At 72.4% G+C, this 19,467-nt stretch carries 15 protein-coding genes; 3 read left to right on the forward strand and 12 right to left on the reverse strand.

Annotated features, from left to right (window positions below):
- Together FDO69_RS00005 and FDO69_RS00010 are read right to left on the reverse strand one after the other, a co-directional pair.
- The coding region (locus FDO69_RS00005; RefSeq protein WP_138430014.1) for a TerD family protein at positions 1–691 on the reverse strand (691 nt) is incomplete at its 3' end.
- A 142-nt stretch (positions 692–833) separates the two neighbouring features.
- The gene (locus tag FDO69_RS00010; RefSeq protein WP_104777497.1) at positions 834–1,442 is read right to left on the reverse strand and encodes a M48 metallopeptidase family protein; all 609 of its coding nucleotides are present in this window, start codon (positions 1,440–1,442) and stop codon (positions 834–836) included.
- Between the two features lie 358 nt (positions 1,443–1,800).
- Between FDO69_RS00010 and FDO69_RS00015 the strand changes: the two genes are divergently transcribed.
- Together FDO69_RS00015 and FDO69_RS00020 are read left to right on the forward strand one after the other, a co-directional pair.
- A complete protein-coding gene (locus FDO69_RS00015; RefSeq protein WP_104777498.1) occupies positions 1,801–3,018 on the forward strand; it encodes a TOMM precursor leader peptide-binding protein in 1,218 nt (405 codons plus the stop codon).
- The gene (locus FDO69_RS00020; protein ID WP_104777499.1) at positions 3,011–4,381 is read left to right on the forward strand and encodes an ABC1 kinase family protein; all 1,371 of its coding nucleotides are present in this window, start codon (positions 3,011–3,013) and stop codon (positions 4,379–4,381) included. The genes FDO69_RS00015 and FDO69_RS00020 overlap by 8 nt, the downstream gene beginning before the upstream one ends.
- Positions 4,382–4,397: 16 nt before the next feature.
- On the opposite strand, the gene FDO69_RS00025 is transcribed toward FDO69_RS00020, so the two are convergent.
- From FDO69_RS00025 to FDO69_RS00045, 5 genes are all read right to left on the reverse strand, one after another.
- A complete protein-coding gene (locus FDO69_RS00025; RefSeq protein ID WP_104777500.1) occupies positions 4,398–4,616 on the reverse strand; it encodes a hypothetical protein in 219 nt (72 codons plus the stop codon).
- Positions 4,617–4,962: 346 nt separating this feature from the next.
- Complete coding sequence (locus tag FDO69_RS00030) at positions 4,963–5,286, reverse strand: hypothetical protein (RefSeq protein WP_104777501.1); 324 nt, start codon at positions 5,284–5,286, stop codon at positions 4,963–4,965.
- A complete protein-coding gene (locus tag FDO69_RS00035) occupies positions 5,283–5,642 on the reverse strand; it encodes a WhiB family transcriptional regulator (RefSeq protein WP_104777502.1) in 360 nt (119 codons plus the stop codon). The genes FDO69_RS00030 and FDO69_RS00035 overlap by 4 nt, the downstream gene beginning before the upstream one ends.
- A 173-nt stretch (positions 5,643–5,815) precedes the next feature.
- Entirely contained in the window at positions 5,816–6,136 is a 321-nt protein-coding gene (locus tag FDO69_RS00040; protein ID WP_167526488.1) for a hypothetical protein, read from the reverse strand.
- 164 nt (positions 6,137–6,300) lie between these two features.
- Positions 6,301–8,496, reverse strand: coding sequence for an ATP-dependent DNA helicase UvrD2 (locus FDO69_RS00045; RefSeq protein WP_170320812.1), 2,196 nt, complete (start codon positions 8,494–8,496; stop codon positions 6,301–6,303).
- A gap of 183 nt (positions 8,497–8,679) precedes the next feature.
- Here FDO69_RS00045 and FDO69_RS00050 point away from each other — a divergent pair, with 183 nt between their 5' ends.
- The gene (locus FDO69_RS00050; protein WP_003992805.1) at positions 8,680–8,922 is read left to right on the forward strand and encodes a mycoredoxin; all 243 of its coding nucleotides are present in this window, start codon (positions 8,680–8,682) and stop codon (positions 8,920–8,922) included.
- A gap of 87 nt (positions 8,923–9,009) precedes the next feature.
- On the opposite strand, the gene nudC is transcribed toward FDO69_RS00050, so the two are convergent.
- The 5 genes from nudC to FDO69_RS00075 all read right to left on the reverse strand — a co-directional run bounded on the left by nudC (position 9,010) and on the right by FDO69_RS00075 (position 19,419).
- Positions 9,010–9,954: an NAD(+) diphosphatase gene (nudC, locus tag FDO69_RS00055; protein WP_167526489.1), complete on the reverse strand. Its 945-nt coding sequence runs from the start codon at positions 9,952–9,954 to the stop codon at positions 9,010–9,012.
- Positions 9,955–10,106: 152 nt separating this feature from the next.
- Entirely contained in the window at positions 10,107–11,510 is a 1,404-nt protein-coding gene (locus tag FDO69_RS00060; RefSeq protein WP_104777882.1) for a dipeptidase, read from the reverse strand.
- Positions 11,511–11,520: 10 nt separating this feature from the next.
- The gene (locus FDO69_RS00065; protein ID WP_104777505.1) at positions 11,521–15,204 is read right to left on the reverse strand and encodes an ATP-dependent DNA helicase; all 3,684 of its coding nucleotides are present in this window, start codon (positions 15,202–15,204) and stop codon (positions 11,521–11,523) included.
- A gap of 91 nt (positions 15,205–15,295) precedes the next feature.
- Positions 15,296–18,664, reverse strand: coding sequence for an ATP-dependent helicase (locus tag FDO69_RS00070; RefSeq protein ID WP_420878469.1), 3,369 nt, complete (start codon positions 18,662–18,664; stop codon positions 15,296–15,298).
- Between the two features lie 362 nt (positions 18,665–19,026).
- Complete coding sequence (locus tag FDO69_RS00075) at positions 19,027–19,419, reverse strand: MGMT family protein (protein ID WP_234387790.1); 393 nt, start codon at positions 19,417–19,419, stop codon at positions 19,027–19,029.
- Between the last annotated feature and the right edge of the window lie 48 nt (positions 19,420–19,467).

A 19,467-nucleotide genomic window follows, 5' to 3' on the forward strand; every position in this document is an offset into this window, starting at 1 on the left:
GGGGCGCGGGGGCCGGGGGCGCCGCGGGTGCGGGGGCCTGAGGGGCCGCGGGTGTGGGGGCGGGCGCGGGTTCCGGAGTGCCGGGGACACCGAACGCGGGCGGGGCGAAGCCCGGCGCGGCGCCGGCCTGCGGCTGCTGCGGGGCCGGCGCCGGCGTCTCCTCCTCGGCGACCTCGCCGCCGAAGTTCTTCAGCAGCGCGTCCAGACCTCCGTCGAAGCCCTGCCCGACGGCGGCGAACCGCCAGACGTCCTTCAGGTAGAAGTCGCCCAGCATCACGGCCCGTTCGGTGGAGAACTCCGAGCCGTTGAAGGCGTAGCGCGCCACCTCCTCGCCGCCCGCGACGATACGGATGTACCCGGAGGCGATCTGCGACATCTGGCCGGCGCCGTCGATCGTGGCCGTGAAGGACAGCTTCTGGATCTGCGACGGGATCCGGTCGAGCGTCACCCGGAAGGACTCGGTGTCGCCCGCTTGGGCGCCCAGGAGCTGAATGGACTCCTCGGGGGATTTCGGCTGGTTGAAGAAGACGAAGTACCGGTCGTCCGAGAGCCGTTCGTCGGCGTCGAGGCCGAAGCAGCTGATGTCGAAGCTCAGTCCGGGCCCGGCGATCTGTACACCTACGTACAGATCCGTACCCGCGGTGAGGTCACTGATCCTGGCCTTGTGGCCGCGTTGGAATTCCCTGGCCATGCGTAACGACCGTCCCCCATCCAGAACGTAAGTGCGTCGCGCCAGGCTAACGGCAAACTCGGACACCGGACGAGGTCGGTACAGAGCCGGTACACAACGCCCGCTCGGCCGTATCGGCTGTTCGCTCGCGGAAAGCGGTCGGTCACCCCGTGGGGCTGTCGCCCCTTGTGCCGAATACATGGGGCAACCGCTCGGCGGCGACCACACCTTCGAGGTACCCCCGGGCCCGTTCCGTGCGCGGATAGGCCTTCAGGAGTTCCCAGAAGCGTGGTCCGTGTCCTGGGACGAGCAGATGCGCGAGTTCGTGGACGAGGACGTAGTCGACGACGTACTCGGGCATGCCCTGGAGGCGGTGCGAGAGGCGGATGCTGCCCTCAGCGGGGGTGCAGGAACCCCAGCGTGTGTTCTGGTTGGTCACCCAGCGCACCGACGCGGGCCGGGCGCGCCCCTCGAAGTACTGGTCCGAAAGACGCCGGGCCCGCTCGGTCAGCTCTGCGTCGCCGAGGGCCCGCTTGCTCTCCTGGGCGGCCAGCTTGTCGAGCATGACGGTCACCCAGCGCTGTTCCTCCGCCTCGGACATCCGGGCGGGGATGAGCACCACGGTGCGATCGCCCTCGCGGTACGCGGAGACCGTTCGGCGTCGGCGAGCGCTCCTGCGGACCTCGATCGCGCTCGCCCTTGAGCCGCTCGGCGGCTGGCTCGTCGTGCTGCGCTGTGCGGTTCCGGCGCGGTGCAGTGGGTCGGCGGGCACGCCCCGACGTTACCCGCTGCACACAGGGAAGTCCCGACTCCGGGACGCTTCCGTGCCGCCGCTCCCACCGGCCGCCGGACGGGTACGACCCGGTTGCCGGATTTGTACGACACGGTCGCCGGGTTCGTATGACACGGTCGCCGGGTTGGTAAGGCTCGCCGCTGACAGCAGGACACGATTGTCGGACCAGTACGACTAATACCTATGCCTGTGGACAACTTTCAGCGGGCCGCTGCGCGGTTGGGCATGCTGGATCTCGTCGGCGAGCAACGGCGAGGCCGGTCCGGGACCAGGGACCGTGTCCGCGCTCGGGGCCGTCGGCGTACGGGGACGATCTACGGCATACGGGGGCCTGTCTATGCATCCGATGGTGAAACCCGCACTCAGGCGCGGCTGGCGCGACCTCAACACCGTGCAGTTCGGGATGACACCGGCGCACGCGATGACGCTCGGCCCGATGGACCTGGCGACGGGCAGCTTCCTCGACCTGCTGAACGGCACGCGGGGGCTGGAGCTGCTCCGCGAGGAGGGACGCCGCATGGACCTGCCCGACGGCCATGTCGACAAGCTGGTGCGGGGGCTGGCACGGGCCGGACTGCTGGACGACGCCCGCGGCGGCGGGCCGTCCGCAGACGCGCTGCGGAAGAAGAAAGAGGTCCTCGACCGGCTGAGCCCCGACCTGGCCTCCCTCTCCCTGACGACACCGTCCCCCGGCGACGCGATCGGGCAGCTGGCCGCGCGGCGCTCGCAGCGCGTGCAGGTGCGGGGCGCGGGCCGGGTGGGTGCCGTGCTGGCCTCGCTCCTGGCAGGGGCCGGCGTGGGTGGGGTGGACGTGGTCGACGGCGGCCGTGTGGAGCCGTGGGACGTCGCGCCGGGCGGGCTGCCCCCGGATGCCGTCGGCGACCGCAGGGACGAATCGGCCCGCCGTGCCGTGCGCCGGGCGGCCCCCGACCGGCCGCCGCGCCGCGCGGCGGGTCGGGCCTCCCCGGAGGACGGCGACCCGGGATTCTCGCTGGTGATCCTCGCCCCGCGGGACGATGTCGCCGTGCACGCGCCCGACCCGGCCGCCGCAGAGCCGCTGATGACCTCCGGGACACCGCATCTGTACGCCGGTGTCGTGGAGGGCACCGGCGTGGTCGGTCCTCTCGTCCTGCCCGGCGAGACCGGATGCGCGGGATGCCTGCACGAAGACCGTGCCGACCGGGACCCCACCTGGCCGCGTCTGGTCGCCCAGTGGCGCTCCGGCAAGCAGCGGCAGGTGCCGCCGCCCTGCGACCTGACACTGGCCACGGCCGTGGCCGGACTCGCGGCCGCCCACGCACTCGCTTTCCTCGACGGCCGGGCCCCCTCCAGCGCCGGGGCACGCTGGGAGTGCTCCGTCCCTGATCTCCACTGGCGTACGCGGCCGGTCCGGGCGCATCCGACGTGCCCGTGCGCTGCGGCGAAGAGAGGAAAAGGGGAGCACCTCTCGGAGGACGGCGAGTCACACGAGACAATGGCTGTGCAACGGCCGTCGGAGCAGTGCCGTGAGGCAGAGGCGGAGCGGCCGGCTGGGACTTGGAGGGCGCATGTCTGATCTTCCCCGGAAGGCGGTTACCCGGACCGCCAAGCTCGCCGCGCTCCCGCTCGGCATCGCCGGGCGGGCGACCTGGGGATTCGGCAAGCGGATCGTCGGTGAATCCGCCGAGCTCGTCGGTCGCGAACTTCAACAGCGCACGGCGGACCAGCTGTTCAAGGTGCTTGGTGAGCTGAAGGGCGGCGCGATGAAGTTCGGGCAGGCCCTGTCCGTCTTCGAGTCCGCTCTGCCCGAGGAGGTGGCCGGCCCCTACCGGGCCGCGCTGACCAAGCTCCAGGAGGCGGCGCCGCCCATGCCGACCCGGACCGTGCACGCGGTGCTCGAGGAGCGGCTCGGCGAGGGCTGGCACGAGCTGTTCCTGGAGTTCGAGGACAAGCCCGCCGCGGCGGCCTCGATCGGCCAGGTCCACCGAGGGGTGTGGCACGACGGCCGCGAGGTGGCCGTCAAGGTGCAGTACCCGGGCGCCGGCGAGGCCCTGCTGTCGGACCTGAACCAGCTGAGCCGCTTCTCCCGCCTGCTCGGCCCGCTGATTCCCGGCATGGACATCAAGCCCCTGATCACAGAACTGAAGGACCGCGTTTCGGAGGAGCTGGACTACGGTCTGGAAGCCCAGGCCCAGCAGGCCCACGCGGAGGAGTTCACGGACGACCCGGACGTGGTCGTGCCGCAGGTGGTGCACCAGTCCGACCAGGTCCTGGTCACCGAGTGGATGGACGGCATCCCGCTGTCGGAGATCATCTCGGACGGCACCCAGGAACAGCGCGACCGCGCCGGTCAGCTTCTGGCCCGCTTCCTGTTTTCCGGCCCCGCCCGCACGGGCCTGCTGCACGCCGACCCCCACCCGGGCAACTTCCGGCTCCTGCCCGGCGGCCCGGAAGGGGAGGACGACTGGCGCCTGGGCGTGCTGGACTTCGGCACGGTCGACCGGCTCCCGGGGGGCCTGCCGGTCACCATCGGCGAGTCCCTGCGGATGACCCTCGACGGTGAGGCCGAGGCGGTCTACGAGCTTCTCTGCGCCGAAGGATTCGTCAAGGAGACCATAGAGCTGGACCCGGACGCCGTCATGGACTACCTGCTGCCGATCATCGAGCCGGCCCAGGTCGAGGAGTTCAGCTTCACCCGGGGCTGGATGCGCAGCCAGGCGGCACGGGTCGCCGACCCCCGTTCCCCGGCCTACCAGCTCGGCAAGCAGCTCAACCTGCCCCCGTCCTATCTGCTGATCCACCGGGTGACGCTGAGCACGATCGGCGTGCTGTGCCAGCTGGGGGCGACGGTGCGGCTGCGCGAGGAGTTGGAGGAGTGGCTGCCGGGGTTCGTCCCGGAGGATCCGGCGGACGGCGAGGAGGCGGTGGCGCAGGCCTGAGTGCCAACCGCGCCCTTCACCACCAGGCCGAGTCCAGACGCCCCTCGATGGACCTGAGGTTCTCCCGGGAGCAGGCCTCGCAGTAGCGGCGAAGGGCGCCGTCCTCCACGGAGTACGTCCAGGTGAGGGGTGGGCCTTCGGTCAGGACTTCGGCCGATGTGCCGCAGCGTGCGCAGGCGAAGCGTCGCGGTTCCGCGGCGGGACCGCCGTCACTGCCTCCTGGAGGACTCGTCACCCGGCGACGATATCTCCGCACCCGGCAATGCGGCAGGCACAACGCCCGGGGCCACACCACCTGGGCTTGATGGGCGCCGAGCCCCCGGGCTCGGTCCGCGCACCACTCCGGCCCGGCGCACACCTCACCTCGGCCCGGCGGGCACCACGCGCAGGCCAGGCAGGCACCACGCGCAGGCCAGGCAGGCACCACGCGCAGACCAGGCAGGCGCCGGGCGTGCGCTCTGGCAGGCGGTCAACGCGCCGCGGGGGCCGGCCCGTTCGATACGGATCGGCCCCCGCGGTGAGAGGTCGGCGGTGGCAGCCCGGCCGTATCGGCCGGAGAGCCCCGCTTCAGGTGCAGCGGATTACTGCATGACCGCCATGGCGAGCGCCCGGCGGGCACGCAGTGAGGCGCGCTCCGCCCTGCGCTGCATCCGGCGGGCGGATGCCAGGCGCACGGCCAGGCGATCCCGCTCCGCCTCTTGCAGTCGCTCGCGCATATGCACGCGAGCCATGGCTTCTGGGATGAGTTGCATCTCTCGGGTCCTGTTCTGACGCGAGTCCTTCGCGCCGTTGATGAGAAAGTCTTGGGTCGCCGAGCCGGCGGGCTCGTCAGTGGACGGCTTCATCGGGGCCTGCTTCTGGGGGTCGTGCGTGAAGGGATGGTCGATCGTTCCTACGGTGTTCATGCCGTGACCGGGTTCTTGCGCGGGCGGCCACGCGGCCGCTTCCGGGCGACGACAACACCCTGGACGAACAGCTCGCCACCCCAGACGCCCCAGGGCTCACGCCGCTCCTTGGCGCCGGCGAGGCAGGCCTCGACGAGCGGGCAGGTGCGGCAGAGGGACTTGGCGTACTCGACGTCCGCGGGCGACTCGGCGAAGAAGACCTCCGGGTCGTAGGAACGGCACGGGACGGGTACGCCGAGGTTCTCGATGGCGTCGTCGAGCGCGGTGAGCGGGGTCAAGGCGGGGTCCTCCGTGGAGCCGGGCTTGGGGATCGTGTCGGAAGGCGGTACGGACGGGGCGTGCGCTTCGAGTTGCACGGTTCGGCTTCCTCGTCAGGTCGTTCCGGCCTGTTGGCCGGGGGGTGGTGGTACCGGGTTCTTTTCTTGTCCCGAGGCTCCTTCGGTCTGTCATCCCTGTTCAGGGACAAACAGAAGGGCCGCGGATCCCGGATGGGGTTCCGCGGCCCTGAAGGCGCCGGCCTGATCGGCGATCAGGCTGGATCACTCCAGGGTTCTGGCCCACGGAAGGCCCACATCTGGTGGTGCTGCGTCGTCTGCTTCCGGAATCCGGCACCGGTCGCCGTAAAGGCATAGGCCTGTGCCTGTGCCGTTACTGCCGCTTCCAGTGCCTTGGTCGGTCGCTCATTGCGCTCACGGACAGGAAGGCCCGCGGGAGCAACGGAGGAGGACGCCGGGAGGGCGGCACGAATGCCGGACAGACCGGTGCCCAGGTTCGAAACGCCGAGCATGCACACGGAGACGGCCGAGCGATCGGTCATTTTCACGATGCTGACGGTGTTGATGCTGATCACTGGGCTCGCCTCCTCTCGGCGTCTTGGGGGACCGGGTGAACCAGTCCGACGGATATGCAAGTACAGCACGAAATCAGGGCCTCCGAGAAGGCCGCTGCTCTCGTGCCTTAGAACCTATGGGGATTGCTGGGGCATGCGCAAACTATTTTTTCGACGAGTTCGTGTCAGTCCTGATCTCGGCTCTCCGCGCCTGACTGGCCTGCGCAGATGGCCAGGACGTCGGCCCCGTAGCGGGTGAGCTTGCGCATCCCGACGCCCGGGATGCGGGCGAGCTCGCGTTCGTCGTCGGGGGCGGACTCGGCGATCGCCATCAGCGTCCTGTCCGTGAACACGCAAAAGGCGGGCTGGCCACTGCTGCGTGCCTGGTCGGCCCGCCACTCGCGCAGCCGCTCATACAGGCCCTCGTTCATGTCGGAGGGGCAGTCGTCGCAGCGCATCAGCTTCATCTCGCCCGGGTCCGTCAGCGTGCGGCCGCACACCCGGCAGCGGGCGGGAACTCGTTGGGTCCGCCTCGGGGCGGAATCCCTGGTTCCGGAAATTCCGCGCTCGATTCCGCCCGCCCCGCCCGAGCCGGCACGGCCCGTGGTGGCCGTCGAGCCCGGGCGCAGTCCGTCGAGGAAGCGGCTGGGACGACGGTTGGGGCGGCCGCCGGGCGATCGGGAGAGCGCCCAGGAGACGTGGAGGCGTTCGCGCGCGCGGGTGACCCCGACATAGAGGAGCCGGCGCTCCTCCTCGATCTGTTCGTCCGTCTTGGCGTAGGTGATCGGCATCATGCCCTCGGCCACACCCACCAGGAAGACGACGTCCCATTCCAGGCCCTTGGCCGAGTGCAGGGAGGCGAGGGTGACGCCCTGCACGGTGGGGGCGTGCTGGGCGTTCGCTCGTTCGTCGAGTTCGGCGACGAGGTCGGCCAGGGTGGCGCCCGGTTTGGCGGCGGCGAAGTCCTGGGCCAGGTTCACCAGGGCGGCCAGGGACTCCCAGCGCTCTCTCACGGCACCGGAGCCGGCCGGTGGCTGGGTCGTCCAGCCCTCTCCGGACAGGACGGCGCGCACCTGCGAGGGCAGGTCGACGACATCGTCGAGAAGGGAGTCGTTGCCGCCGAAGCGTGCCGCGCCGCGCAGGGCGATGCCCGCCTTGCGCACCTCCGGACGGTCGAAGAACCGCTCCGCGCCGCGCAGCTGATAGGGCACCGCGGCGTCGGCGAGTGCCTGCTCATAGGTCTCGGACTGCGCGTTCGTGCGGAAGAGGATGGCGATCTCGGAGGCAGGGACTCCGGAGTCGATGAGCTCGCGGATCCGGCGGGCCGCGCCTTCCGCTTCGGCGGGCTCGTCGGTGTACTCGCAGTAGACCGGCTCGGGCCCCGCGCCGCGCTGGGAGACGAGCTCCAGGCGGTGGTCGGCGGCCCGGCCCCGGGCCTGGGCGAGCAGGCCGTTGGCGAGATGGACGACCTGGGGGGTGGAGCGGTAGTCGCGGACCAGCTTGACGACGGTGGCACCGGGGTGGCGGGTGCGGAAGTCGAGCAGGTGGTCGGGGGTGGCTCCGGTGAAGGAGTAGATCGTCTGGCTGGCGTCTCCGACCACGCACAGGCTGTCCCGCTCGCCCAGCCACAGTTCGAGCAGGCGCTGCTGGAGGGGGCTGACGTCCTGGTACTCGTCGACCACGAAGTGCTGGTACTGGGCGCGGATCTGCTCCGCGATGTCGTGCCGGTCCTGCAGGACGGCCACGGTCAGCAGCAGCACGTCCTCGAAGTCGATGACGGAGCGCTCGCGCTTGACGTCCTCGTAGGCGGCGTAGAGCTGGGCGACCTCGGCGGGGTCGCGGGGGGACTCACGGCCGGCCTTGGCGGCGGCCGGCGCGTAGTCGGCGGGGACGGTCTGGGTGACCTTGGACCATTCGATCTCGGCGGTGACATCCCGCAGCTCGCCACGGTCGAGCCGGATGCGGCAGGCCGCTGCCGCGTCGGCGACGAGCTGGATCTTGCGGTCGACGAGCCGGGGCATCGAGCCGCCGATCGCTTTCGGCCAGAAGTACTGGAGCTGGCGCAGGGCGGCCGAGTGGAACGTACGCGCCTGGACGCCGGCGGCGCCGAGCTGACGCAGCCGGCCGCGCATCTCTCCGGCGGCGCGGGCGGTGAAGGTGACGGCGAGGACGCTGGAGGGGTGCAGGATGCCTGCGCGCACTCCGTAGGCGATGCGGTGGGTGATCGCCCGGGTCTTGCCCGTGCCCGCGCCCGCCAGGACGCACACCGGACCGTGCAGGGCCGTGGCCACCTCGCGCTGCTCGGGGTCGAGCCCATCGAGCACGGCGTCGGCGGAGTCCGGTACCTGCGGGAACAGGGTGGAGTGCGGTGCTGCTGTCACACCGCCATGCTGCCAGGTCGCGCGAGACGGCTGCGCCGGTTGTCCCCAGGGAGGCACCGATAGTCGTACCAATGCGGCAGGCGTCACGTCGGGGTGAGCCCGTGGGCCGGGAATGGTGGACCTTTCACATACGTTCCCCCACTGCGACCACCCGCCCCGAGCCACCGAAGGAGCACGAGAGACATGCTGGGCACTGTGACGATGTACAGCACCACGTGGTGCGGCTACTGCCGCCGGCTGAAGAGCCAGATGGACCGCGAGGGCATCGCGTACACCGAGATCAACATCGAGCAGGACCCGGAGTCCGCCGCGTTCGTGGAGAAGGCGAATGGCGGAAACCAGACGGTGCCCACCGTCCTGTTCCCGGACGGCTCGACGCTCACGAACCCCTCGCTGGCTCAGGTGAAGCAGAAGATCGGCGCCTAGTCACCGTGTGCTGGTGCGGGGAAGGCGGCTCCTGAGGCAGCTCAGGGGCCGCCTTCTCTCATACCGACGACGGGCGCGCTGACGAGGTCAGACGATGCTCCGCGTCGGGAGCGGCTTGCCGTACCAGAGCTCGATCAGGCGCGCCGCGATCGAGATGCCGTAGGGCGGGAGCACCTCGCCGGACTCGAAGGCGGCGTGCAGCTCCTCGCGGGAGAACCAGCGGGCCTCGTGGATCTCGTCGCCGTCGACCTCGATCTCGGTCGAGGTGGCCCGGGCCATGAAGCCCAGCATGAGGCTGGACGGGAAGGGCCAGGGCTGGCTGGCGACGTACTCGACCTGGCCGACGCTGATGCCGGCCTCCTCGTGGACCTCGCGGCGCACCGACTGTTCGATGGCCTCGCCGGGCTCGACGAAGCCGGCCAGGGTCGAGAAGCGGCCCTCGGGCCAGTGAACCTGGCGCCCGAGCAGGATGCGGTCGTCCTCGTCGGTCACGGCCATGATCACGGCGGGGTCCGTGCGCGGGTAGTGCTCCGCGCCGCAGGCCTGGCAGCGGCGAATGTGCCCGGCGGCGGCGATGACGGTGCGCTCGCCGCAGCGCGAGCAGAAACGGTGCGTGCGCTGCCAGTTCTCCAGTCCCACCGCGTGCACCATCAGGCCCACGTCGCGGGCCGACAGCAGGGCGCCCGCCTCGCGCAGGCCGGCCGGGCGCGCGGACTGGTCCATCCGGCCGGGCAGGGAGTCCTTCTGGAGGGCGAAGTAGCTGACACCGTCCTCGTCGATACCGAGGAAGTAGCGGTGCGCCTCGGTGAGGGGAGCTTCGAACGAGGGGGTCATGACGAGTTCGGTGCGCCCGTCCGCCGTCTCGTCGATGAGGACCTGCCCGCCGGAGACCACGAAGCAGCGCGTCGTGGGGTGGCTCCACGCCGCCGCGAGCCAGGCCTCGTCGAGCCGGTGGTGGGCGGCCCGGTCGATGCCGCTCGGGGCGGTGAGCGAGATGGGGCGGTCGGCGTTGTGGTCGGTCCAGGTGGTCACGGGTGCTTCCAACTCCCCGGTGGAACGGTCGGGTTCGGCGGGCGGTTCAGCGGGACGTACGGCGGGGGTCGACCGGTCCGGCGGGCTCGGGCGGTGCGGGGCGGCACTTCCAGTGTGCCCCGCGCGCAGTGGGCCCGGACGGATCGGGACGCTCAGGGCTCATGGCGCCAGTTCTCGGCGAGGTCACCCCACAGGTACGCGGTGGTCTCGACGCCCTTGAGGAGCAGGTCGAGTTCGACTTTCTCGTTCGGGGCGTGCCAGCCGTCTGAGGGGACGGAGATGCCCAGGAACAGCACCGGGGCACCGAGGACGTCCTGGAGGTCGGCAGCCGGGCCCGAGCCGCCCTCGCGCGTGAAGCGGACCGGCTGCTCGAAGGCACGGCCCATGGCGCGGGTGACCGACTGGAGGGCGGGGTGGTCCAGCGGCGTCAGGCACGGGCGGGTGGCCCCGCTGAAGGTGATGTCACAGCGGATCCCGGGCGGCACCTGCTGCTCGGCCCAGGCGCGGACGGCCTTCTCCACATGGCCGGGGTCCTGGCCCGCCACCAGGCGGAAGGACAGCTTCACCATGGCGGAGGCGGGGATGATCGTCTTGCTGCCGTGGCCCTGGTAGCCACCGCCGATGCCGTTGACCTCCGCGGTGGGCCGGGCCCAGATCCGCTCCAGGGTGGTGTAGCCGGCCTCCCCCCGGGTGGCGTTCGACTTGGCCGTGCGCAGCCACTGCTGCTCGTCGAAGGGCAGTTCGGCGAAGAGTTCGCGTTCGCGGCCGGTGAGGTCGACCACGCCGTCGTAGAAGCCGGGGATCGCCACGCGCGCGTGCTCGTCGTGCAGGGCGGCGACCAGGCGGGCCACGGCCGTCGCGGGGTTGGGCACCGCGCCACCGAAGGAGCCGGAGTGGATGTCCTGGTCGGGTCCGTGCAGGCGTATCTCGCATTCGGCGAGGCCACGCATGCCGGTGCACACCGTGGGGGTGTCCTCGGACCACATGCCGGTGTCGGAGACGATCACGGCGTCGGCGGCGAGCCGCTCGGCGTGCCGCTCGACCAGGGCCCGGAAGTGCGGGGAGCCGGACTCCTCCTCGCCCTCGACGATCAGCTTGAGGTGCACGGCCGGGCTGGTGCGGCCGGTGGCGGCGAGGTGGGCGCGGACGCCCAGGGTGTGGAAGAACACCTGGCCCTTGTCGTCGGCCGCCCCGCGCGCGTAGAGGCGGTTGCCGCGTACGACCGGATCGAAGGGTTCGCTGTCCCAGCCGTCCTCCCGGGCGGCGGGCTGCACGTCGTGGTGGCCGTAGACCAGCACCGTGGGCGCCTGCGGGTCGTCGCAGGGCCACTCGGCGAAGACGGCGGGGGCGCCCGGGGTCGGCCAGACCTCGACAGTCGGGAAGCCGGTCTCCTTCAGCTTTGCGGCGAGCCAGTCGGCGCTGCGTCGTACGTCGGGCGCGTGGTCCGGCTGGGCGGACACCGACGGGATGCGCAGCCACTCGGCGAGGTCGTCGAGGAAGGCGGCGCGGTGCTGCTGGATGTACGTACGGACGACGCTGTCCGGGGTCTGGCTCATGGTCACGAGCCTATCGGCCCGCACCTACGTCCTCGGAGTGCGGTTCCTCACCGGCCCCCGCCCCCGTGCGCGCGCTCGTCCGGGCACCCGCCTCCCCGTCGGTCGGGTCCTCCAGCAGCAGCCGCTCCAGGGCTGCGCGGTCCGGCAGCTCCGGGCGCACGACCTCCCCGCTGCGCACATAGAGGAACGCGGCCGTGACCGACTCCAGCGGCACGCCCCGCTGCTCGGCCCAGGCCAGGCGGTAGACGGCGAGCTGGAGCGGGTCGGCGGTACGGGAACGGTTGGTCTTCCAGTCGACGATCTCGTACGTCGCCTCGTCCCCGGCGCCCTCCTTGTAGACGGCGTCGATACGGCCACGGACGATCCGCCCGGCGATCTCCATCTGGAAGGGAGCCTCCACCCGGTAGGGCGTGCGGTGCGCGTACGGGGTGCGCTCGAAGGCGTCCTTGAGGGCCTCCAGGTCCCGTTCGTCGGCGATCTCGGCCTCGCTGCCGGGCAGTTCCTCCGGTTCCAGCATGGGCAGCATGAGCTCCTCGAAGCGGGCCTCGACCCAGGCGTGGAAGCGGGTGCCACGGCGGGCCGCGGGCTGGGGTGGGCGCGGCATGGGGCGGGCCAGCTCCTGGGCCAGGCCGTCCGGGTCGGCGGCAAGGCGCAGCAGCTGGGACGCCGAGAGCGAGGCGGGGAGGGGGACGTCGGTGACGCTGTCGCGGGCGCGCAGGAGTTCGCCCGTGAGGGCGTCGAGGTCGCGGTCCCAGGAGGCGACGGTGCGGGCTTCCTCCGGGGTGAGGTGTGGATGCTCCCGGCGACCGGGGCCCGGGCGCTCGGGGGCCTTGCGGTGGGGCCGGGCGGCCTGGGGCTCCGGTGGCGCCGCCTGGTGGGGGACGGTGGGTCGGACCGTGGCCCGGGCGTCACCGCCCGCCGGGTCTTCCCCGGAGGCGCTTTCGTGCAGAACCCCTGCGGCGGGACCCTCACCGACAGGATCCTGGTCGAAGGGGGCGTCGTGGAAGGGGTCGTCGTCGAACGGGTCCTTTTCGAAGAGCTCCTCCTCCAGGGGCTCCTCGTCGAACGGATCCGGTTCGTCGTACAGAGGCCCTTCGTGAGGGGGCTCGTCGTCCTCGGGGGGCGGCGGCCACTCCGGTTCGACGAGGTCGTCCGGGTCGTGCGTGGCCGTGGGGTGCCCGTCCTGATGGGACGCGAGGTCCTCCAGGTGGGTCAGGACGGTCTCGGCGGCCGCGCGGCGGCGGGCCAGGGCCGTCTCGTCCAGGGGCAGGGGCCAGACCTGGTCGTCGGTCGCCTGATGGAGGGCGGGGTTCTCCTCGTCCTCGGCGGGTTCGTCCGCCCAGGCCTCGATCTCGCCGTACCCGGCCTCGCAGTGCTCGTAGAGGGCCTGGAGGAAGGCGGACGGTCCGCGGCGCTTCTTCTGGGTCGGGCCCCACCAGTGGCCGGACCCCAGGAGGAGGGAGCGGGGCCGGGTGAAGGTGACGTAGCCGAGGCGGAGTTCCTCGGTGTGCTGGTGGTCCTTCATGGCCTCGTGGAAGGCCTTCAGGCCCTTGGCGTCCCAGGACGGCACGTCGGGCAGGGTGTCGGCGTCGCCGCGCAACCCGTGCGGCAGGACCTTGCCCTGGGAGGTCCACTTCTCGCGGCCCTGGCTGCTGGGGAAGGTGCCGGTGACCAGGCCGGGGACGACCACGACGTCCCACTCCAGGCCCTTGGACTTGTGGGCGGTGAGCACCTTCACGGTGTTGTCGCCGCCCGGGAGGGCGTTGTCGAGCCCCTTCTCGTACTGGGCGGCGGTGCGCAGGAAGCCGAGGAAGGCGAGCAGAGTGGCCTCGTTGTCGCCCGCGGCGAAGGAGGCGGCGACGTCCAGGAAGTTGGACAGGGTCTCGCGGCGGCGGGCGGCCAGGGCGTGCGGGGACGCCGACAGCTCGACCTCCAGGCCGGTGACGGCGAGGACGCGGTGCAGGACGTCCATCAGCGGGTCTGCCAGGGAGCGGCGCAGCTCGCGCAGTTCGGTGGCGAGCCGGGCGAAGCGCACGCGCGCGTCCGGCGAGAAGGGCAGTCCGTCGTCGTCCCCACGGCCGTCCAGTGGTGTCTCGAGGAACGTGTCGAGGGCGTCCGCGAGGGAGATCACCTCGGACGGGTCGACCCCTTCGACGGCTTCGGCGAGGCGGCGGTCCTGGTCGTCGTCGTCCGCCACGCGCGCGTGGGCCACGAGGAGACGGGCGCGCCGCCCCAGGAGGGCGAGGTCGCGCGGGCCGATGCGCCAGCGCGGGCCGGTGAGCAGGCGCACGAGGGAGGCGTTGGCTCCGGGGTCCTGGAGGACCTCGCAGACGGCGACGAGGTCGGCGATCTCGGGCAGGTGCAGCAGCCCGGACAGGCCGACGACCTCGACCGGGATGTCCCGGGCGACCAGGGCTCCCTGGATCTCGGCGAAGTCGGTCGCCGTGCGGCACAGGACGGCGATCTCGCTCGGTGCCGTCCCGGTCCGCACGAGGTGGGCGACGGAGTCGGCGGCCCAGTCGATCTCCTCGGCGTGGGTGGGCAGCAGAGCGCAGCGGACCGTGCCGTCGCGTTCGGCGCCGGGGGCGGGGCGGAGGGCCTCCACGCCCGCGTGCAGGGCGCGCAGGGGCTCTGCGAGGCCGTTGGCGAGGTCGAGCAGCCGGCCACCGCTGCGGCGGTTCTCGCTGAGTGCCTGTCGGGTCGCGGGGTGGCCGTCGGCGTGGGCGAAGTGCTCGGGGAAGTCGTCGAGGTTGGCGACGGAGGCGCCGCGCCAGCCGTAGATCGCCTGGCACGGGTCGCCGACGGCGGTGACCGGGTGGCCGGTGCCCTCGCCGAACAGGCCTGCCAGCAGGACGCGTTGGGCGACCGACGTGTCCTGGTACTCGTCGAGCAGGACCACCCGGAACTCGTCGCGCAGGAGGCGGCCCACCTCGGGGATCCCGGCGAGTCGGGCCGACAGGGCGATCTGGTCGCCGAAGTCGAGCAGGTCCCGCTCGCGTTTGGCGGCCCGGTAGCGGGTGACCAGCTCGGCGAGTTCACGCCGGGCGGCGGCCGCTTCGGGGACCTTGCGCAGGTCGGCGTTGCTGAGCTTGGCGCCCCGCAGGGTCAGCAGCAGTTCGGCGTCGTACGCGCGCAGTGCCTCCGGGCGTACGAGGTGCTCGGAGAGTTCGGAGTCCAGGGCGAGGAGGTCGCCGACCAGGTCGGGAAAGGAGCGGGTCAGGGCCGGGTAGGGCCCGGGGGCCTCGCGCAGGACACGCGCGGCGAGCTGGAAGCGGGTGGCGTCGGCGAGCAGCCGTGACGTGGGCTCGAGACCGATGCGCAGGCCGTGGTCGGTCAGCAGCCGGCCCGCGAAGGAGTGGTAGGTGGAGATCACCGGTTCGCCCGGCGGGTTGTCCGGGTCGATGGCGTCCGGGTCGGTCACGCCGGCCTTCACCAGCGCCTTGCGGACGCGCTCGGCGAGCTCGGCGGCGGCCTTGTTGGTGAAGGTGAGGCCGAGCACCTGCTCCGGGGCGACCTGGCCGGTGCCGACCAGCCACACCACGCGGGCCGCCATCACCGTCGTCTTGCCCGAGCCGGCTCCGGCCACGATCACCTGCGGGGCGGGCGGCGCGGTGATGCAGGCCGTCTGCTCCGGGGTGAACGGGATGCCGAGGAGCTCTTTGAGCTGTTCGGGATCGGTGATACGGGCGGGCACATCGAAAGGCTAGCGGCGACCACTGACAGTGCCGGCCGCACCGGCCTCAGGGGGAGGAAGAAGCGCAGCTCAGCACCGGTGGTGGGATACCTCACTCGACGACGTGACGCCCCTCCTGGCGCGCGCTGCACGAGGCCCGGAAAGCGCAGTGTGTGCAGTGCTGCCCGGCGGTCGGCGTGAAGCGTTCGTCGAGGACCTTGCCGGCGGCGGTGGCGAGCAGGTCGCCGACCCACTCCCCCTCCAGCGGCTCCTGGGCCTGCACCTTGGGCAGGCTCTCGCCGCCGTCGCGCTTGGCCGCCCCCTGCCGGAGGTGGACGAGTTCGGCGCCGCCCGGTTCGGGACGTACGCCGTCGAAGGTCTCGTCGACGGCACCCTCGCGGACGGCCAGCTGGTAGACGGCGAGCTGCGGGTGGCGCTCCACCTCCTTGGAACTGGGCGCCTGCTTGCCGGTCTTGAAGTCGACCACGTAGGCGCGGCCGTCGCCGTCCGCCTCGACCCGGTCCATCTGGCCGCGGATGCGCACCTGGTAGTCGCCCGCTTCGAGGGTGACGTCGAAGTCGTGCTCACTGGCCACGGGGGTGCGGCCGGTGCGGTTCATGACGTGCCACTGCAGGAACCGTTCGAGCGCCACGCGCGCGTTGTCCTTCTCCTGGGCCGACTTCCACGGCGCGTCGAAGGCCAGCGCGTTCCACACGGAGTCGAGGCGTTCCATGAGGACGCCGAGGTCGGCCGGGGTGTGCCCGGAGGCGACCTCGTCGGCGAGGACGTGCACCACGTTGCCGAAGCCCTGGGCGGCCGTCGCGGGGGCGTCCGCCTTCACCTCGCGGCCGAGGAACCACTGGAGGGCGCAGGTGTTGGCCAGTTGGTCGAGCGCGCTGCCGGAGAGCACCACGGGCTGGTCGCGGTCGCGCAGCGGCACCTTGGACTCGGTCGGTTCGAACATGCCCCACCAGCGGTAGGGGTGCGCGGACGGCACCAGGGGGCGTCCGTCCTCGTCGGCGAGGGCGGCGAGCCGGGCAAGGCGGCGGGCGGCGGCCTCCCGGAGCGCGTCGGAGACCCGCGGGTCGACCGTGGTGGCGCGCAGTTCGGCGACGAGCGCGGCGACGGACAGCGGCCGCCGGGGCCGGCCGGTGACGTCCTTGGGTTCGACGCCGAGTTCGGTCAGGAAGCGGGAGGGCTGATCGCCGTCGTCGGCGGGGGCCTTGACCGCGGTGACGACGAGGCGTTCACGCGCGCGCGTGGCGGCCACGTAGAACAGGCGGCGCTCCTCGGCGAGCAGCGCGCCGGGGGTGAGGGGTTCGGCGAGTCCGTCGCGCCCGATGCGGTCGGCCTCCAGGAGGGAGCCGCGGCGGCGCAGGTCGGGCCACAGGCCCTCCTGGACGCCCGCGACGACCACCAGGCGCCACTGGAGGCCCTTGGAGCGGTGCGCGGTCATGAGGCGGACGGCGTCGGGGCGTACGGCACGCCGCGTGAGGGTGTCGGCGGCGATGTCCTCGGCGTCGATCTCCGCCAGGAAGTTCAGAGTGCCCCGGCCGCCGGTGCGCTCCTCGGCGCGGGCCGCGGTGGCGAACAGGGCGCACACGGCGTCCAGGTCGCGGTCGGCGTTGCGTCCGGCGGCGCCGCCCCGGCGAGCGGCCCGTTCCAGCCGTGCGGGCCATGGTGTGCCCTCCCACAAGTCCCACAGCGCCTCCTCGGCCGTACCACCGCCGGCCAGGCGCTCGCGGGCCTTGCGCAGCAGCGCGCCGAGGCGCTGGGCGCCACGCGCGTACGTGGGGTCGTGCACGGCGAGTCGCTCCGGCTCGGCGAGCGCCTGTGCGAGCAACACGTCGGAGGGCGGCGGCAGCGGGTTGCCGGCGGCGCGCTCCTCGTCGCGCAGGGCGCGGCCGAGGCGGCGCAGGTCGGCGGCGTCCATGCTCGCGAGGGGGGAGGTAAGGAGGGTGAGAGCGGTTTCGGTGTCGAGCCAGCAGGTGCCCCGATGCGCGGGAGGGGCGACCTCGGAGGAGAGCTCCTGCTCGCGTTCCACAGGCTCGGCAGACACCTCCCGCCCGGCCTCCGCAGACTCGGGAGACGCACCGGCGGCCCGATGCTCGGCAGACACCTCCCGCCCGGCCTCTGCCGGCTCGGGATACACATCGTCCGCCTGGGGCTCCTCGGCGGGTTCCGCCTCCGCCATGGCCACCGCCCGCAGCGCCGTCAGCAGTGGTGCCACCGCCGGTTCCTGCCGCAGGGGCAGATCGTCACCGTCGACGTCCACGGGGACACCCGCCGCCGAGAGGGCGCGGCGGAGCGTCGGGACGGTGCGGGAACCGGCGCGCACCAGGACGGCCATGTCGCTCCAGGGAACGCCGTCCTCCAGGTGCGCCCTGCGGAGGATGTCGGCGATGTTGTCCAGCTCCGTCCCGGACGTCGGGTACGTGTACACCTCGACGCGGCCGCCGTCCCGCACCGGGGCGAGTTCGCGATGGGCGCGGACCTTCTCGGCGGGCAGGCGGGTCAGGGGCATGCGCTGGGTGAGCAGGCGCGTGGCGGCCAGCAGGCCGGCACCGGAACGGCGGGACGTACGCAGCACCGAGACGGGGGCCGGGCGCCCGTCCGCGCGCGGGAAGGCGTGCGGGAAGTCCAAAATGCCGTTCACGTCGGCGCCGCGGAACGCGTAGATCGACTGGTCGGGGTCACCGAAGGCCAGGAGCGTGCGGCCCCCGCCGGCCAGGGCGTCCAGCAGCCGCACCTGAGCGGGATCCGTGTCCTGGTACTCGTCGACGTAGACGGCGTCGTACCGGGCGGCGAGCCACGCGGCGACCTCGGGGCGGCGGGCGAGGAGCACCGCGCGGTGGACGAGTTCCGCGTAGTCGATCACGCCCTGCAGGTCGAGCACGTCGAGGTACTCGGCGAGGAAGGCGGCGGCGGCACGCCAGTCGGGCCGTCCCGTGCGGCGGGCGAAGGCGTCCAGGGCGTCGGGGCCGAGGCCCAGCTCACGGCTGCGGGCGAGGACCGCGCGGACCTCGTCGGCGAAACCGCGGGTGGTCAGGCAGGCGCGCAGCTCGTCCGGCCAGCGCACGTGCGCGAGCCCGAGCCGTTCGAGATCGACCTGGCCCGCGAGCAGCTCCCGCACCGAGACGTCCTGCTCGGGGCCGGACAGCAGGCGCAACGGCTCCACGAACAGGTCGCTGTCCTGGTGAGCGCGGACCAGGGCGTAGCAGAACGAGTGGAACGTGGTCGCCCGGGGGGCGCGGGCGGCGCCGGTCCGCAGGGCCATGCGGTCGCGCAGTTCGACGGCCGCCCGGCGGCTGAACGTGAGCACCAGGACGCGCTCGGGGTCCCCGCCCCGGGCGACGCGCTCGGCCACCGACTCGACCAGGGTGGTGGTCTTGCCGGTGCCCGGGCCTGCGAGGACGAGCAGCGGGCCGGCCGTGTGGTCAACCACGGAGCGCTGCGCGGCGTCCAAAAGAGGGGGGTCCATGCGGGCAGGGGGGGTACGTACCAGTCGGTAAGCGCCACGGCTCCCCCGCCGCACCCGGGGGTGCGACAGGCCGCTGGTGGAGAAAGAGGAGCTCACGTGGTTCGCCGGTTCTGGTGGAAGTGCTGGGTGGCGGGCCACCGCGCGTGGCGGGCGGTGACCGCGGGGTGACGGGGGCGCGTGCAGCCGACGCTACGCCGACGGGTCAGGCGGAAGCAGGGCTTCCCCTTCTTCCCACCGACCACGCGCGGCACTCGTGGCGCTCATGCCCCTCGCCTCACGAACGTACGTCATGCCCCCGGTGTGCCCCGATTCCCCCGTACGGATCACGGGTCACACGGGCGGCCGTCCGATGGCGGAAGCTGTCAGGTGTGACCCTCCGCGCGATCACCGCCGTCCCACCGCGCGCGTCTCATGTCGATGCGCGGCAGGTGGCCCTCGGCGGCGCGGCTCGCCTCCTTCAGGGGCGTGCCCTCCGCCCGGTAGTGGCCGAGGGCCCGCTGCTCGTGCCCGGGCAGCAGGACGCCGTCCGCACGGACGACCCGCCACCAGGGAGCGGCTCCGCCGTAGAGCGCCATCACACGGCCGACCTGGCGGGGGCCGCCCTGCTCCAGCCACTCGGCGACGTCCCCGTAGGTCATGACACGACCCGCCGGGATCAGTTCGGCGACGTCGAGGACCCGCTCGGCGTACTCGGGCAGCGCCTGCGCGAGATCGTCCTCGTACCGGCCCCCCTCAGGGCTCCTCTGCTCACTCATCCGCCCCATCCTGCCCCACCCCACCGACAACCGGCCGGGCGCGCTCCG

It is taken from the genome of Streptomyces tibetensis, from assembly GCF_007655005.1.
GTDB lineage: Bacteria > Actinomycetota > Actinomycetes > Streptomycetales > Streptomycetaceae > Streptomyces > Streptomyces tibetensis.